We start from the raw sequence: 14,918 nt of genomic DNA on the forward strand, positions 1-14,918 counted from the left end.
TGTTTTGCGCCGCGACCGACCATGGCGACGTTTAGGACATCGACAACCGTTGCCGAGGCTGCCCGCCGCAAGGGCGTGCTTCGGGACGGCTCGCGCGCCGTGCCGGAGGAGACGCCGGTCGCCTTCAGCTATGGCGGCTCGACCCATGCGGTGATGATGGCGACGCCTGGCGACCTTGAAGACTTCGCCGTCGGCTTCAGCCTGACCGAAGGCATCATCACGGATCCCGGCCAGATCGAAACGGTCGAGATCGTCGCCGAGACGGTGGCCGGCAATCTCGGCATCGACCTGCAGATTGTGCTTGAGGACGAAGAGAACGACATGCTCCGCCAGCGTCGCCGGCACATGGCGGGTCCGGTCGGGTGTGGGCTCTGCGGCATCGAATCGATCGAGCAGGCGGTGCGGCCGACGCCGGATGTTTCCGGGTCGAAGCTGACGCTGTCGCAGGAGGATGTCGTCTCCGCCGTGGCACTGCTCAACGGCCAGCAGCCGCTGCATTTCGAGACGCGCGCCGTGCACGGTGCTGCCTTTTATGTGCCTGGACGCGGCCTGATCGCGGTCCGAGAGGATGTCGGCCGCCACAATGCGCTCGACAAGCTGGTGGGTGCTGCGGCGCGTGCCGGCTTTAGGGGAAGCGAGGGTGTCGTCGTCGTCACCAGCCGCGTTTCCGTCGAGATGGTGCAGAAGACGGCTGTCGTCGGCAGCCCCGTGATCATCGCCATTTCGGCGCCGACGGCGCTGGCCATCCGCACGGCCGAGGCTGCGGGCATGACGCTGATTGCGCTGGTGCGCGGCGACGAATTCGAGATATTCACCCATGCCGAACGCATCAAGTCCGGAGCTGTCGCCGATGTCGCATGACAACACCAACGCCAAGCTGATCTACATGGCGAACCAGATCGCCACCTTCTTCAAGAGCCAGCCGCAGAACGAGGCGGCCCAGGGCGTTGCCACCCATATCAACAAATATTGGGAGCCACGCATGCGGCGGAAATTGTTCGAGCATATCGACAATGGCGGCGAGGGGCTGACGCCGCTGGTGCTGGAAGCGGCTTCGAAGATCAAGCGTCCGGAAGCCGCCTAGCTAGCCTGCGCTCATCATCGACCGCAGGTTCTCCGCTCTCCGCGGACAGGGCGTTTTCCAAGCAATTGCTGCGTCTGAAAAGATTTAAGGGAAGGCGGCTACCGGTAGCCGCCTTCCCCATTCCCGAGCGCGGGGTGCAGGGATGTGCGCTCAGAAATTCTGCCAGCCATCCGCGGCCTTGCCGCAGCAAGGCTTGTTCGTTGGCCGCTGCGCATGGCGCGGGCGGTTGCGTGGAGCCGGGTCGGCTGCGCGCGGTCTTCGAGATGGCGGTTCGCGTCGATGATCTGGGCTTGCTCGCCGTAGCGGAACTGTCGGAGCAGTTCGTGCAGGGCGTCCGCCTCGCGAGCCATGGCGTGGCTTGCGGCCGTGCTTTCCTCGACCATCGCTGCATTCTGCTGGGTCGCCTGGTCCATCGAGTTGACTGCCTGGTTGATCTCCTTGAGGCCGGTCGACTGTTCGCGGGCGGCCTCGACGATCGCCGAGACGTTGGCGTTGATCTCCTGGACCTGGGTGAGGATCTCTTCGAGCGCAGCACCCGTCTGGCCGACCAGCGACACGCCGTTCTTGACATGTTCGGTGGAGGTGCCGATCAGCGCCTTGATATCCTTGGCCGCACTTGCGGAGCGTTGCGCCAATTCCCGTACTTCCTGGGCGACGACGGCAAAGCCCTTGCCGGCTTCACCGGCGCGTGCCGCTTCGACGCCGGCGTTGAGCGCCAGGAGGTTCGTCTGGAAGGCGATGTCATCGATGACGCCGATGATGTTGGAGATTTCGCGTGACGACTGTTCGATCTGGCCCATCGCGCCGATGGCGCTCTTGACCACATTGCCGGAGCGTTCGGCGCCGGCCTTGGTCTTGGCCACCAGTCCGCCCGCCTCTTCGGCCCGGCGGCTGGAGTCGGCAACCGTCGTGGTGATCTCGTCGAGCGCTGCTGCGGTTTCCTCGACCGAGGCCGCCTGCTGTTCCGTGCGCTTCGACAGGTCGTCGGCCGCCGAGCGGATTTCGCGAGCGCCGGAAGCAATCGCGCTGGCGTTGTCGCCGACGGTGCGCATCGCCTCGCGCAGCTTGGCGGTCGCCCCGTTGAAGTCGGTCCGCACCGTTTCCATGCTGGGCACGAAGGGCGTGTCGAGGTTGCGGGTCAGGTCGCCCTCGGCGAGCGCCCTCAGGCCGGCGCCGAGGCTGTTGATGGCACTCATGCGCTCGCTGACGTCGGTCGCGAACTTGACGACCTTATAGACCTTGCCACTGAAGTCGCGGATCGGGTTGTAGGCCGCCTGGATCCAGATCTCCTTGCCGCCCTTGCCATAGCGCACGAACTCGTTGGAGAAGAACTCGCCGGCGGCGAGACGTTTCCAGAAGTCGGCATATTCGGCGGTGCGGGCGTAGTTCGGTTCGCAGAACATGCTGTGATGCTTGCCCTGGATTTCCGAGAGGCTGTAGCCGAGTGCGGCGCAGAAATTCTCGTTGGCCGTCAGGATTTCGCCTGTCGGCGTGAACTCGATGACTGCCTGCGAGCGGGAGATCGCGTCGAGCTTGCCGGCATCCTCGGTTGCCCGCACCTTGGCGGCGGTGATGTCGGTTGCGAACTTCACCACCTTGTACGGTTTGCCGTTGCGGAACACCGGGTTGTAGCTCGCCTGGATCCAGATTTCGCGGCCGCCCTTGGCGATGCGCTTGTAGGCATTGGCGTCGAACTCGCCGCGCCCGAGGCGGGCCCAGAAGTCGCGGTATTCCTGCGTCTGGGTGTAGTCGGCCGGGCAGAACATGCGATGGTGCTGGCCGACGATTTCCGAAAGGCCGTAGCCGAGCGCCTGGCAGAAGTTCTCATTGGCGGTCAGGATCTTGCCGGTCAGGTCGAACTGGATGATGGCCTGCGACTTCGAAAGCGCGGCGACGATCTGGCGTGCATCTGCAATTTTACCGAGAGCGAACATTGTAACCCTCTGATCTCGTTTGTTGGCTCAAGCCGGGGCTTCGTGCCTTCTTTGACAGGGTTTGCGGGGCCAAAGCGGCGCAACTCCCGGACTAAGACAAATACCGGCCTGCCGAAAATTGTCTGGTCGTCCTACGCCGGCCCACCGGGTCAGCGGCTTCGTGCTTCGTGAGGGGAGTTCGAACTACCGGGCTTCATGCCCAAGGCGCCGTGTTTCTACAATCTAGGTTAGCAACAGGACTATTAAGCAGGTGTTAAAATAGCAACTATCAAATTTCAGTTGTAAAAACTCGTATATCCAATTTTAGTTGAATTAGTTGATCCTGTTTTTCTAATCGACTGCCGTGCAATCTGGGTCTGCCGCCAATAAGAAAGGCCGCCCCACGGCACGTAGGGCGGCCTTCATGTCGTTCGTCTGCTACCTCAGGGTTACCTCAGGCGGCCAGTTCTTCGACTTCACGTTCCTTGAACATGCGCGCCAGGTTGAGGAAGCAGATCATGCCGTTCTCGTTGGCGATGATGCCTTCGGCAAAGCTCTTGTCGAAGGATGCTGTCACTTCCGGAACCGGCTGCACCTGGCTGCCCTGAACGGTGAGGATGTCGGAGACGCGGTCGACGACGAGGCCGATCACCATGTTGTGCACTTCGGCGACGACAATGGCGCTGCGTTCGTTGGCCGTCGTCGATTTCATGCCGAGCTTGTGGGCGAGATCGATGATCGGGATCACCGTGCCGCGCAGGTTCATGACACCGATTACTTCCGGCGGCGAATGGGGAATGGGGGTGGAGGGCGCCCAGCCGCGGATTTCGCGGATCGTCGTCGTCTTGACGCAGAATTCCTGATCGTGGAGGCGGAACGCAATGATCTCCAGCGTCTCGCCGTCAAACCCGGCCGTCCTGAGTGTGCTTGTCATCGAAGGTCCTTCCAGCTTTCCGGTCGACGCCCATGGCGCGACACCGCCAAACTCGAGATATCTCCGCATGGCTGCCGGCGCATGGGAGCGCCGCGATGGTCCGTTGGGGAGAGATCCTTACAGTCCGCCGATCACATCCGGCGGGGCGCAGCTGCATCATGCGCGGAAGAACCGCTTTGCGCTTTGGGAAGGGACTATAGGCCGGGATTCGTTAAGACTTGCTTTTGCAAGTGTTTAGAGCAGTTCTAGGAAAAGTGTGAAACGGTTTTCCGTCCGGAATTGCGTCGCTTCAAGGATGATCCGCCCTGAGCCTGGCTCGGGGCGGATCGGATCGTGACGTCAGGCGGAGGCGAGAACCTTTGCGAACTGTTCCACGGCCCAGTCGACCTGTTCAGCGGTGATCACTAGCGGCGGCGCAATGCGGATCGTGTCGCCATGGGTGTCCTTGGCAAGGATACCCAGCTGCTTCAGTGCTTCGCAGTACTTGCGGGCGCCACCGGCTTCCGGCACCAGCTCGACCGCCAGCATCAGGCCGCGACCGCGAACTTCCTTGATGATGTTGGAGCGGATGTCGGTGAGGCCCTTCTGGAAGCGCTCGCCCATGCGGGCTGAGTTCTCGATCATGCCTTCTTCCGTCAGCGCCTTCAGCGCCGCCCGGGCGATGGCACAGGCGAGCGGGTTGCCGCCGAAGGTCGAACCGTGCTGGCCCGGTTTCAGAACACCCAATACTTCGGAGTTCGAAAGCACGGCGGAGACCGGGTAGAAGCCGCCAGAGAGCGCCTTGCCGATCAGCGTCACGTCGGCCTCGATGGCTTCGTGTTCTTCGGCGAGCAGCTTGCCGGTACGGCCAAGGCCGGTCTGGATTTCGTCGAGGATCAGCGTGATGCCATGTTTCGTGCAGAGCTCGCGAACCGTCGTGAAGTAGCCAACCGGCGGGACGATGACACCGGCTTCGCCCTGGATGGGTTCGACGAGGAAGGCAACGGTGTTCTCGTTGATAGCAGCGCGGAAAGCCTCGAGGTCGCCGAAGGGCACGACCTTGAAGCCCGGTGCAAAGGGGCCGAAGCCGGTGCGGGCATCCGGGTCGGTGGAGAAGCCGACGATGCCCATGGTGCGGCCATGGAAGTTGTTGGAGCAGACGATGATCTCGGCCTGGTTCTCGGCCACGCCCTTGACCTCGTAACCCCACTTACGCACCGCCTTGACGGCGGTTTCGACGGCTTCGGCGCCGGAGTTCATCGGCAGCACCTTGTGCGAGCCGGTGAGGGCTGCGATCTCTTCATAGAAATGCGCGAGCTGGTCGTTGCGGAAGGCGCGGGAGGTGAGCGTCAGCTTCTGCGCCTGCTCCATCATCGCCTTCAGGATCTTCGGATGGCAGTGGCCCTGGTTGACGGCCGAATAGGCCGAGAGGCAATCGAGGTAGCGATTGCCCTCCATGTCCCAGACATAGACGCCTTCGCCGCGCGAGAGCACCACGTCGAGCGGTTTGTAGTTATGCGCGCCAAGCCGGTATTCGGTTTCGATCAGGGCTGCCGTCGTATTCATACATTGTCCTCCGTTTGTTATCTCAGGCGCTGCGGGTCGGCCGGTCGAGCACACGGCGGCCGAAGAGGCTCGCCGTCAATTCGACCAGGATACGCGCGCTCTTGCCGCGGTCATCGAGGAAGGGGTTGAGCTCGACGACGTCGAGCGAGGAAACGAGTTCGCTTTCCCAGAGCATTTCCATGATCAGGTGCGCCTCGCGGAAGGTCGCGCCGCCGGGAACGGTGGTGCCGACGCCGGGGGCGAGTTCCGGATCCATGAAATCGACATCGAGGCTGACATGCAGCAGGCCGTTGGCGGCGCGAACCTCATTGAGGATCTGGCGCATGATGTGGGCCATGCCGAGTTCGTCGACGGCGCGCATGTCATAGACGCGTACGCCGTGCTCGGTGATCTCTTCGCGCTCGCGATCGTCGACGGAGCGGATGCCGACCTGGAAGACCTTCTTCGGATCGACGAACGGCCGGTCGGCCGGCAGAATCGGAGCGAATTCCGCTTCGCCACAGAAATACGCGACCGGCATGCCGTGCATGTTGCCGGAGGGGGAGGTTGACGGCGAATTGAAGTCGGCGTGGGCGTCGAGCCAGAGCACGAAGAGCGGCCGGCCGACTTCGGCGGCGTAACGCGCCATGCCGGAGACGCTGCCCATGGAGAGCGCGTGGTCACCGCCGAGGATGATCGGGAAGTGGCCCTTGCGAACCGTGTCGTGCACGGAATCGTGCAGCGCGCGGGCAAAGGCTGCGACGATCTGCAGATTGTTGGCGCCCGGGTGGTTGGCGAGGTCGCGGGCCGGCAGCGGCTTGACGTCGCCTTCGTCGTGAACCGTGTGGCCGAGGTCGCGCAGCACCGTGTCGATGCCGGCTATGCGCAGGGCCGTCGGCCCCATGGCTGCGCCGCGCCGTCCAGAACCTTCTTCGATGGGTGCGCCGATCAGCGTGATGGTCGTCATATCCGCCCGATTCCTTCTCAAGATAATTCCGTGTGTACCCGGTTGGGATCGCGCGGATTATGGCCAAAATGCATGTCAGCAAAAAGATGGAAAACTGCCGATTAGTGAGATAAAATCGACAGATTGATAAGCATCATGTTACAAAGTGATAGCAATGGATGATCTCGATCAGGCACTCATCAGCGCCTTGCGCCAGAATGCGCGCATCCCCGTTTCAACGCTATCGGAAATGACAGGCGTATCGCGCGCGACCGTTGCTGCCCGCATCGACAGGCTCGTCGCTAATGGCACGATCGCCGCCTTTACCATCCGAACCGGCGCGGAAATCCCGGCTTCCGGGGTCCGCGCCGTGGTGATGATCGAGGTGCATGGAAAGATGGCCGACCGCGTTGCCGAACAGTTGCGCGGCCTGCCGCAGGTCCGGGCGCTGCACAGCACCAATGGCCGCTGGGACTTCATCGCCGAGCTGCAGGATCGCGATCTCGTCTCCTTCGACGAGACGCTGCGGCGCATCCGCCTGATCGACGGGATCACCGTCACCGAGACGAATATCCTGTTGAAAACCAGCAAGATGACCGGTGCATTCTGAGCATTTTTCGCCGCCCAAAGCGGTGAGGAAATTGGGTCTCTGAGTTGAATTGTTCTTGCTTTGTTCTCATATTTCGCTATGATGTGCCCTCACCCAAGATGGAGGATGTCATGGTTGCCAATGGCGGCAGGCTTGCCGATCGGCAGATCTGTGTGAAGCTGTTTGTCAGGCATGGCGACGAGGATCGCGCCATCGCCTTTTATCGCGAGGCGCTCGGCGCCGAGCTCCTGCAGCGGCACGAATGGCCGAGCGGCATTCTGACGAGTGCGGATCTGAGGATCGGGGAATCGGTCTTCCGGATTGCCGGGGCCAACCCGCGCCGCGATGCGGAGCCCAAGCTCGGGGGACCGCGCTCTCCGCATGCGCTGGGCACGACGGCGGTGATCCTGGAACTGCATGTTCGCGATGTCGATCGTGTGATCGGCCGGGCGATCGGCGCGGGGGCAAGCCTGCGCAATCCGGCCGAGACTTTGTCGACCGGTGACCGCGTCGGTGCCTTTATCGATCCTTTCGGCCATATCTGGGCGCTGTTCAACGCCATTGAGGATGCCGAAATCGTCGATCTGAACATCGAGGCCCGCAACGCCGCCTGAGGCGTTGCGGGCCTCTCGCTGTATGGCCGTGCACTTTGGCGGGATATGTTGCCCGCCGCGTGGCAATCAGAAGAACTCGTCGAGCAGGCAGTAGAGGTCGCGTTTCTCCGGATCGTCCCTGTCGATGCCATAGCGCGCCAGAAACGGCTGCACCCATTCCTCGCCGAGATTGTGGGCGATGCTGTGACAGGCAAGTGCAATGTCCTGATAGGGATCGGCGACGCCCAACTGGCTGCAATCGATGAAACCGGAGAACCGGCCATTCTTCTCGATGATGTTCGGCAGGCAGGCGTCGCCGTGGGTAATGACGAGCTTGCCGATCGAAGGTACGCGGGCTCGGAGTTCTGCAAAAAGATCTGCCGCCGTGCGGCCGAGTCGCGTTTCGTCGAAATCGTCTTCATCGATAAGGCCGGCTTCGGTGCGCGCTCCCGCGATGGCGATGCGCTTTTCGATCCGGTGATCGAAGGGGCAGTCGGCGACGTCCAGCCCATGCAAGCGTTTCAGGGCGTCCGCCAAGATGACGATCCGGTCCTTTGGCGACAGCGTCGTGGAGGCGAGGTCCGTGCCCTCGACAGCCTGCAGCAGCAGCCAGTTCGTTTCCGCGTCGAAGGCGCGGGCGATCACCCGCGGACAGGGCATGCCCTGAGACGCCAGCCAATCAAGCCGCTCCGCCTCGTCAACGAATTCGCTGAAGGGGCCGGCAGCCTCGACTTTCAGCACCAGCATCGGGCGATCCGGCGCCTTCAGCAGATAGATGCTCGAGTCCGACTGTCCGAGCGTGTCATGATTCCAGTCATAGCCTGCAACGAGCGGCAGGAGATTCTCGGGCAATTCGAGATGCGGTTTTCGGGAAGACAATACAATCACCTGAAAAATGAATGCAGCAAATTGGCCGTGACGGCGGCTGATGCCGATGTGGGTTCGCTGTGGCGGTGATTCCACACGTGACGTGCACGCATTCGCGCGGCTGCGGATCGTATTCGGTCCGCAGGCCGTATCTTGATCTGATCAAAATGTCGTCGAGGAGCGCGACGCCAGACAAACCGCCCCTCAATACTCCTTCTCGAAGAAGATACCGCCCGATGCCGAGCCGTCGCCCGCAGCCGACCCCTTGAGCTTCACGCCCTTGCCGACATCGAGATTGATGACCGCCTTGCTGGAGGCAGAATCAGAGCCCTGCTGCAGCTCGATATAGGTCCGGTCGTTGAGATACTTGCCGGCGCGCACCGAAGCGCCGCCGTTCTCGTCGGTGGTGACGTCGAGGTCGTCGACGCCGAGCTTGTTGCGCAGGCCATCAAGCAGCGACGTCGAGCCTCCGCCGGCAAGCTGGCTGACGGCGGAGGCGAGCTGGGCGATCTGGAAGGCCGAGAGGTTCGACAGCGACCGGTTGAAGATCAGCTGTGCCAGGATCTCGTCCTGCGGCAGCGCCGGCGATGACGAGAAGGCGATCTGCGGATTGTTAGCGAGGCCCGCAACCGAGACTGTGATGGTCGTCGAGCCGACGCTGGAGGTCGCCTTGAGGTCAAGCGTCGGGATCAGGTCGCCACCGAAGCCGATATTGCCGTCGGTGAAGGTCAGGCGCTTGCCGAGGATTTCGAGGCGCCCGCGGCGCATTTCGAAGCCGCCGGAAACGATCGGCTGCACGGCCGTGCCCCGGATCGTCAGGTTGCCACCGAGTTCGGCGTCGATGCCGCGGCCGCGCACGAAGACCTGGTTGGCGGCAACTGCCAGATCGAAGGCGATGCCGCCGCTGGCATTGGCGCCGGCTGCCGGCACCTCGTCCTTGCGCAGGTCCTTGACCATTTTCTGCACCTTGGGCGGCGCATTCTTGTGCTTGATGTCGATTGCCGAGAGCGAGGTGGGCAGCTTCTCGGGAATGGTGATCGATGCCTTGCGGATCGTAACCTTGCCGCCGAGCGTCGGGGTCGCGACCAGCGGACCGGTCAGCGTCATTTCGCCATTGAGATTGGCGTTGAACAGCGTGCCGTCGACATAGGTGGCATTGTTCAGGCGGATCGTCAGATTGGCCGGGAAGCCGGAGCCGGGGACCGTGCCGACGGTGCCGGTCGCCTCGATCGAGCCGCCGGTCGCGAGATTGGCCGAGAGCTTGGAGATCGTCGCCTGCTTTCCGTCGAGCGCGACATTGGCGGTCAGATCGTTCAGTGCCAGGTTGCGGCGCACGTCGACGAGCCGCCCGCCGGATGTCGTGACGGTGCCGGCGATCTGCGGCGCCTTGGCGGAGCCGGAAATCGCGAGGTTGATGCCGGCCTGGCCCGTGAGCGTGAAGCCTTTTTCCGCCATCAGGTTGGCAATGAGGGCAAAGGGTAGGTTGCCGTTGAACTTCATTGCGATCGGCATGTTGCCGCCGATATCGACATTGCCGCCGCCCTTGAAGGAAAGGCCGCTGGCGCCCGAAAGCGTCGTGTCGAGCGTTACCTTGTTGTTGGCGAACTTGCCGTTGGCGGCGATGTCGAAGGCGGCGACCCCGGCCGTGCGTGCGGCGGCCAGCGACGCGCCAGACCATTTGAGGTTGTAGGCGACGACAGGTGCGGACGTTGCGCCAGCGACGTCGACGGTGCCGGCGATCGTGCCCTCGGCGCCGAGGTCCGGGACAAAAGCGTTGGCCAGCGCTGCGGGCAGCGCATTGAGCTTGGCGGTGATGTCGAGTTTTTCGCCGGCCGTTCCGTTGACCGCGATGGTGCCCTTCGATGCCTGGATCGTCAGCGCGTTGAGGCGGACGGTGCCGTTTTCGATGGCGATGACCGTCGGCTGCGCGAGCTTCAGCGGGATGCCCTTTGGCGTCGCGCCGAAGGAGGCGAGGCGAATTTCCGTGCGTCCCTTCGCACTCGTGAGATCGCCCTTAGCCGTGAGCGGGCCACCATCATATTTGCCGTCGATCGAAAAGCCGGTGCGTCCCGCCTGCTGCTGGAAATCGACGGCGAGGCCGGCAACGCGGTTGGCGCCTTGAGCGATGGTTTCGGCGCGCACGCTGCCCTTGATGGCGAGGGCCGCGACATCGGAGATCGTGATATCGGCAGTCGGCTTGGCGATCGTCAGGGCATCACGCTTGATGCCGCTGCCGCCGGCCTTGACGACGACGGAGGTGATGCCGTTTGCGGTCTTGATTGCGGCCGACCCGTTGAGATCGCCAGAGGCTTTCTGCCCGGCCATGGCGGCAAGCAGGCCGAGATCGGGCAGGTTGAAATCGATCTTGCCGTCCGGTTTGAAGTCCGGGGTGAAACTGATCGCACCGGTCAGCTTGTTTTCACCGATCCTGGCTTCGAGCACGGGGATCGCGGTGCGTCCGTCCTTGGAGACGACGTCGGCCTTGACGTCGATCGCCTGGCCGTCGAGCGCACCGGTTGCGGTCAGGCTCGCCTGCGGGCTCGAGGGGTTGGCCTTCGCGTCGGCCTTGATCGTGAGGTCGCTGAGGGTGCGTCCGGCGAGCGTGGCGCCGCTCGAGGTCAGTTCGGCCTTGATGCCGAGTTCGGCGAGCGGGCCGGTCACGGCTGCGGTAAACTCAGCCTCGCCCTTGGCGTCAGCCAGAAGCTTGCCGAGATTGGGCAGCTTTCCCTTGAGATCGGTGGTCAGTTGTCCCTGGGCCAAGGCTATCGTGCCGGCCGCCTCGATCGTGCTCGATTTGAGCTCGAGGCCCTCGACGGTCACGCTGCCGTCGGTCGCCGTCTTCACTTCGCCGGCAAGCGCGATGGTCCCGTCGAACTTCGCTGCCGCAGCCGGCGGCAGAGCCTCCGGAACGGTAAAGAGCTTGAACGCGGCGGCAACTGTGTTTTCCTCACGTGAGACGGCACCGGTGACCGAACCGCCAATGCCGGGGCTTTCGATCGTCACCGGATCGAAGACGATGTTCTCCTTCGTCACCGACAGGCTGGCGTCGATCTTCATTGGCGCCTGGACCAGCCGGGTGACGTTGGCGTCGACGAAGCCTGCCTCACCGACTTCGATCACCGTTTTTAGCGGGCCTGATTGTGTAGCGAGGTTGAAGCCGTCGCTGCGCGCCGACAGCTTGACGGCGCCAAGTGCCGCGTCCGGCAGCGTCACGGAGGCGACGTCGGCGGCGAGATCGAGGATTGCGGCCTGCGCGTCGCCGATCAGCGACAGGTTGACGGCGTTGATCTTTGCCTGGGCCTCGCCCTTCTGCAGCGGCCAGCGGAAGTCGATCGCGCCGTTGGTGCCGGCAAGCCGGGCCTGCAGATTGTTGTCGCCCTTGCTGTCGAAGGTGCCGAAGGCGCCAAAGGTCAGCGCGCCGGTCGCGATCTGCCCCTTGTCGACGCGCACCATGCCCTGGCCGTTGAACGCGGCTGCGACGTCGATGCTGGTCTCGCCCTCGAACATCGCACGCAGTGCCGGCGGCATCAGCGAACCGAAGCCGCCGCCGCCAGTGACGGTGAGCCGATGCATGCCGTCGGGTGTCTGGACGTGGCGACCGTCGAGCTTGAGGATCTCGCTGCCGTCGAGCGCGGCCGTGGCAGTGCCGGCCCAGTCGGAAAGAGGACCTTCGCCGGTCAGCTTGATGTTGACCGCGGGCTCGTTGGGCAGGCGAAGGAGTTTTGCGAGCACGCCGTTGTTGGGCTCATCGACGGTTGCCTCCAGCTTCAGCTCGTTGCCCGCCGGGTTGAAGACGATATCGGCGACGGCGCGCGCTTTCGGCCGGTCACGCTGGGCGGCGGTCAGGCTGAGGGCAATGCTCTCGTTGGTCGCATTGATCTTGCCGCTGGCGGTCAGGAACTGATCTTCGCCGGCGATTGCCTTGCCGATGACGATCTCCTTGAGATCGATCGCGTCGATCTTGACGTCGACGGGAAGCGCGAAGGTCGCGCGCACTTCCTTGGTCTCGGTCGAGGGGATCGGCAGGCGTTCGACACGCACCGAGCCGGCGGACAACGCCGCGGCGTCGAAGCGGAAGGAGAGGAGGGCCGCCGGCGACCAGTTGAGCTTGAGGTCGCGGACCTCCGCATAGACGCCTTGGCCGTCGAAAAGCGTGATGCTTCCTGCCGCAAACTCACCTGTCAGCAGCGCACTCGGATCAGCGATCCGCACGATCTGGTCAGGCGTTGCCGCATATTTCTCGATTGCCCAGGCGACGAGGCGGGCGCCTGGAGTCGTGAAGCCCACGAAGGCGACGAGAAGGAGGGCAACGACCGCAATCACGCCAAGCACACGAAGGCCATAGCGCAGCGTCGCGCGAAGGAAGCGGACGACCTGATTCATGCTCTACCCTTAGCGCAAGTTGCGCTGCAGCGGAATCGCCGCAGGGCGAAACTATCGCGCAATGACGGCAATTTGCCGGTTCTTGCTGGAGAATCGGCCCTACTCAGAACGATTGGCCGATACCGGCATAGATGCCGTACTTGGTGCCACCGGGATATTTGTTGAGCGGCACGGCGAAGTCGAGACGGATGGGGCCGAAGGGCGTGGCATAACGCAGGCCGATGCCGGCGCCGGCGCGAATGTCGGAGAAATCGGGCGTCGTTTTCGCCGACACCGTGCCGGCATCGATAAACGGCACCACGCCGATCGTGTCGGTGATCGCGATGCGGGCTTCAAGCGAGGCGTTGACATAGGAACGCCCGCCGGTCTCCTCGTTGTCGGCGTTGCGCGGGCCGATCTCCTGGTAGGAGTAGCCGCGCACGGAACCGCCACCGCCAAGATAGAAGCGACGGTTCGCCGGGATATCCTCAAGCCCGCTGCCGCCGACGAGCACGCCGGCGCCGATCTTGCCGGCGAGAACGAAACGCTTCTCGTCGCCGAGCGCATGGTAGCCCGATGCCGACGCTTCGAAGGACGAGAAGAAGGTCTGGCCTTTGATCTCGTAGCTCGGCTTGGCGTTGATCATCGCCCGGTAGCCGTCGGTCGCGTTCAGCTTGTCGTCGCGAGTGTCGCGCACATATTCGAGCGGAATGGCGGCAGTCAGGTAGGAGTTCGAGCCGAAGGCGTCGTCGATGTTGGCCCAGCTCAGCTCGCCGCCACCGGACACGGTGTCGGTCGGCGAGAGTTCGAATGTGGCGCCGGCAGCACCCGTCAGGATCTTGGCGCGGTAGGCGTCCGGATCCTGGATGTTGGCCTTGAGGCTGGCGGTAAAGGTCGAGGCGGGGCCGAAGGCGCCGGGCTTGGCGAAGAGGATGCCGACCGAATAGTCGAGCTTGTCCAGTTCCTTCGTCTCGCCGATGCGGTCGACCGAGCCTTCTATGCGCAGCGATTCCGCCCGCCCGAAGAGATTACGGTGTCCCCAATAACCCGAGACACCCAGACCATCGGTGGTCGAAACCTGCGCACCGAAGCCGAAATATTTATGCTTGCCTTCCGAGACCTCGATCTTCATTGGGATCGATCCGTCAGGCGACAGCGTGTTGGCTTCCTTGATCGTCACGCTTGAGAACACGCCGAGCTGGCGCAGGCGCTCGGATGCCTTGCGGATATCCTCGGGCGAATAGGGGCGCCCTTCGTTGAGGCGCGAATAGTCGCGCACGAAACCGGGATCGACGGTCTTGGTTCCCGATACGCTGACATCGCCGACAGGCGCGACCGGCCCGCCGCTTGCGCCGATGACGACGTCGACGGTGGAATTGGCGTGGTTGGCGACGGCGCTGCGTTCGGTGAGCTTGGCGAGTGGCCGGCCCTGCTCGCGCAGGTCGTTCACGACCTTTTCGCCAGCCTTGATGATCAGGGTCGAATCGGCGCGTGCGCCGGCAGGCAGGCCATAGTTATCAGGATTGAAGCCGGCCGCATCACCTTCGAACCTGACGGAACCGACCGTAAAGGCGGGGCCGGGCGTGACGGTGACCGTTACCGGGATCGCCTGCCCGTCGGGGAAGGCGGGATCCGGCGGCAGGCTGTCGATGTCCTGGCCGTTGACGCGAATTGCCACGGTGCCGCCGTAGCGGGCCTTTTCGTAGAGGGCGGCGAGCAGCCGGTCGCGATCGTCGCGCGCGCGGATGGCAAGACCGAGATCGCCGGACACGGGCTTTTCCTGACCCTGGACGAGCTGCGAGCTGTTTTCCAGCGCTTCCTTCAGTTCCTTGTCTTCGGTGCCGGCGTCGAAGGTAAGCGTATAGTTGACCGGGTCGATGACCGGCGCTTCCTCTTCGTCGCTCTCGAAGAACTTCATGCCGAAGAGCTTGAAGGCATGGGCGTTTTTGGCGGAAATCGGGCCGAGCGCAAACGAGAAGGCGACTGCAAGCGCAGTTGCGGCCTTCCAGTACGCAATACTCGACCGTGGTGGGGACATTCGCTTCCGCATCCCGTCTTCAGGCGACCCAATACAAACTGCCTGCTTATGCGGCCGGGTCACTATTG

11 protein-coding genes are annotated in these 14,918 nt (G+C 63.3%); 4 read left to right on the forward strand and 7 right to left on the reverse strand.

Going from position 1 to position 14,918, the window contains the following annotated elements:
- Nucleotides 1-21: 21 nt before the first annotated feature.
- On the forward strand, nucleotides 22-861 hold the full coding sequence (gene fdhD / locus BLU35_RS11955; protein WP_058321756.1) for a formate dehydrogenase accessory sulfurtransferase FdhD: 840 nt from the start codon (nucleotides 22-24) through the stop codon (nucleotides 859-861).
- Complete coding sequence (locus tag BLU35_RS11960) at nucleotides 851-1,084, forward strand: formate dehydrogenase subunit delta (protein ID WP_058321757.1); 234 nt, start codon at nucleotides 851-853, stop codon at nucleotides 1,082-1,084. Before fdhD ends, BLU35_RS11960 begins: the two co-directional genes overlap by 11 nt.
- A 98-nt stretch (nucleotides 1,085-1,182) precedes the next feature.
- On the opposite strand, the gene BLU35_RS11965 is transcribed toward BLU35_RS11960, so the two are convergent.
- The 4 genes from BLU35_RS11965 to rocF form a co-directional block, all read right to left on the reverse strand.
- Complete coding sequence (locus BLU35_RS11965) at nucleotides 1,183-3,018, reverse strand: methyl-accepting chemotaxis protein (protein ID WP_286161500.1); 1,836 nt, start codon at nucleotides 3,016-3,018, stop codon at nucleotides 1,183-1,185.
- Between the two features lie 433 nt (nucleotides 3,019-3,451).
- On the reverse strand, nucleotides 3,452-3,931 hold the full coding sequence (locus BLU35_RS11970; RefSeq protein ID WP_057255050.1) for a chemotaxis protein CheW: 480 nt from the start codon (nucleotides 3,929-3,931) through the stop codon (nucleotides 3,452-3,454).
- 339 nt (nucleotides 3,932-4,270) lie between these two features.
- Complete coding sequence (gene rocD / locus BLU35_RS11975) at nucleotides 4,271-5,476, reverse strand: ornithine--oxo-acid transaminase (protein ID WP_093233145.1); 1,206 nt, start codon at nucleotides 5,474-5,476, stop codon at nucleotides 4,271-4,273.
- Between the two features lie 22 nt (nucleotides 5,477-5,498).
- Entirely contained in the window at nucleotides 5,499-6,422 is a 924-nt protein-coding gene (gene rocF, locus BLU35_RS11980; protein ID WP_058321760.1) for an arginase, read from the reverse strand.
- Between the two features lie 154 nt (nucleotides 6,423-6,576).
- Here rocF and BLU35_RS11985 point away from each other — a divergent pair, with 154 nt between their 5' ends.
- Both BLU35_RS11985 and BLU35_RS11990 read left to right on the forward strand, forming a co-directional pair.
- Nucleotides 6,577-7,011, forward strand: a complete 435-nt coding sequence (locus BLU35_RS11985; RefSeq protein ID WP_043614769.1) for an Lrp/AsnC family transcriptional regulator — start codon at nucleotides 6,577-6,579, stop codon at nucleotides 7,009-7,011.
- 110 nt (nucleotides 7,012-7,121) lie between these two features.
- A complete protein-coding gene (locus BLU35_RS11990; RefSeq protein ID WP_057255053.1) occupies nucleotides 7,122-7,604 on the forward strand; it encodes a VOC family protein in 483 nt (160 codons plus the stop codon).
- A gap of 66 nt (nucleotides 7,605-7,670) precedes the next feature.
- On the opposite strand, the gene BLU35_RS11995 is transcribed toward BLU35_RS11990, so the two are convergent.
- The 3 genes from BLU35_RS11995 to BLU35_RS12005 all read right to left on the reverse strand — a co-directional run bounded on the left by BLU35_RS11995 (nucleotide 7,671) and on the right by BLU35_RS12005 (nucleotide 14,850).
- A complete protein-coding gene (locus BLU35_RS11995; RefSeq protein WP_286161501.1) occupies nucleotides 7,671-8,462 on the reverse strand; it encodes an APH(3') family aminoglycoside O-phosphotransferase in 792 nt (263 codons plus the stop codon).
- Nucleotides 8,463-8,654: 192 nt separating this feature from the next.
- Complete coding sequence (locus tag BLU35_RS12000; RefSeq protein WP_093233147.1) at nucleotides 8,655-12,833, reverse strand: translocation/assembly module TamB domain-containing protein; 4,179 nt, start codon at nucleotides 12,831-12,833, stop codon at nucleotides 8,655-8,657.
- A 103-nt stretch (nucleotides 12,834-12,936) separates the two neighbouring features.
- Nucleotides 12,937-14,850, reverse strand: a complete 1,914-nt coding sequence (locus BLU35_RS12005) for an autotransporter assembly complex protein TamA (RefSeq protein ID WP_082616183.1) — start codon at nucleotides 14,848-14,850, stop codon at nucleotides 12,937-12,939.
- Between the last annotated feature and the right edge of the window lie 68 nt (nucleotides 14,851-14,918).

The sequence above is a fragment of the Sinorhizobium sp. NFACC03 genome (assembly GCF_900103435.1).
GTDB lineage: Bacteria > Pseudomonadota > Alphaproteobacteria > Rhizobiales > Rhizobiaceae > Ensifer.

Excerpts from the sequence above, each read along its gene's own strand:
- fdhD (WP_058321756.1), top strand. The coding sequence starts at position 22 with ATGGCGACGTTTAGGACATCGACAACCGTTGCCGAGGCTGCCCGCCGC.
- BLU35_RS11960 (WP_058321757.1), top strand. The coding sequence starts at position 851 with ATGTCGCATGACAACACCAACGCCAAGCTGATCTACATGGCGAACCAG.
- BLU35_RS11965 (WP_286161500.1), bottom strand. The coding sequence starts at position 3,018 with ATGTTCGCTCTCGGTAAAATTGCAGATGCACGCCAGATCGTCGCCGCG.
- BLU35_RS11970 (WP_057255050.1), bottom strand. The coding sequence starts at position 3,931 with ATGACAAGCACACTCAGGACGGCCGGGTTTGACGGCGAGACGCTGGAG.
- rocD (WP_093233145.1), bottom strand. The coding sequence starts at position 5,476 with ATGAATACGACGGCAGCCCTGATCGAAACCGAATACCGGCTTGGCGCG.
- rocF (WP_058321760.1), bottom strand. The coding sequence starts at position 6,422 with ATGACGACCATCACGCTGATCGGCGCACCCATCGAAGAAGGTTCTGGA.
- BLU35_RS11985 (WP_043614769.1), top strand. The coding sequence starts at position 6,577 with ATGGATGATCTCGATCAGGCACTCATCAGCGCCTTGCGCCAGAATGCG.
- BLU35_RS11990 (WP_057255053.1), top strand. The coding sequence starts at position 7,122 with ATGGTTGCCAATGGCGGCAGGCTTGCCGATCGGCAGATCTGTGTGAAG.
- BLU35_RS12000 (WP_093233147.1), bottom strand. The coding sequence starts at position 12,833 with ATGAATCAGGTCGTCCGCTTCCTTCGCGCGACGCTGCGCTATGGCCTT.
- BLU35_RS12005 (WP_082616183.1), bottom strand. The coding sequence starts at position 14,850 with ATGTCCCCACCACGGTCGAGTATTGCGTACTGGAAGGCCGCAACTGCG.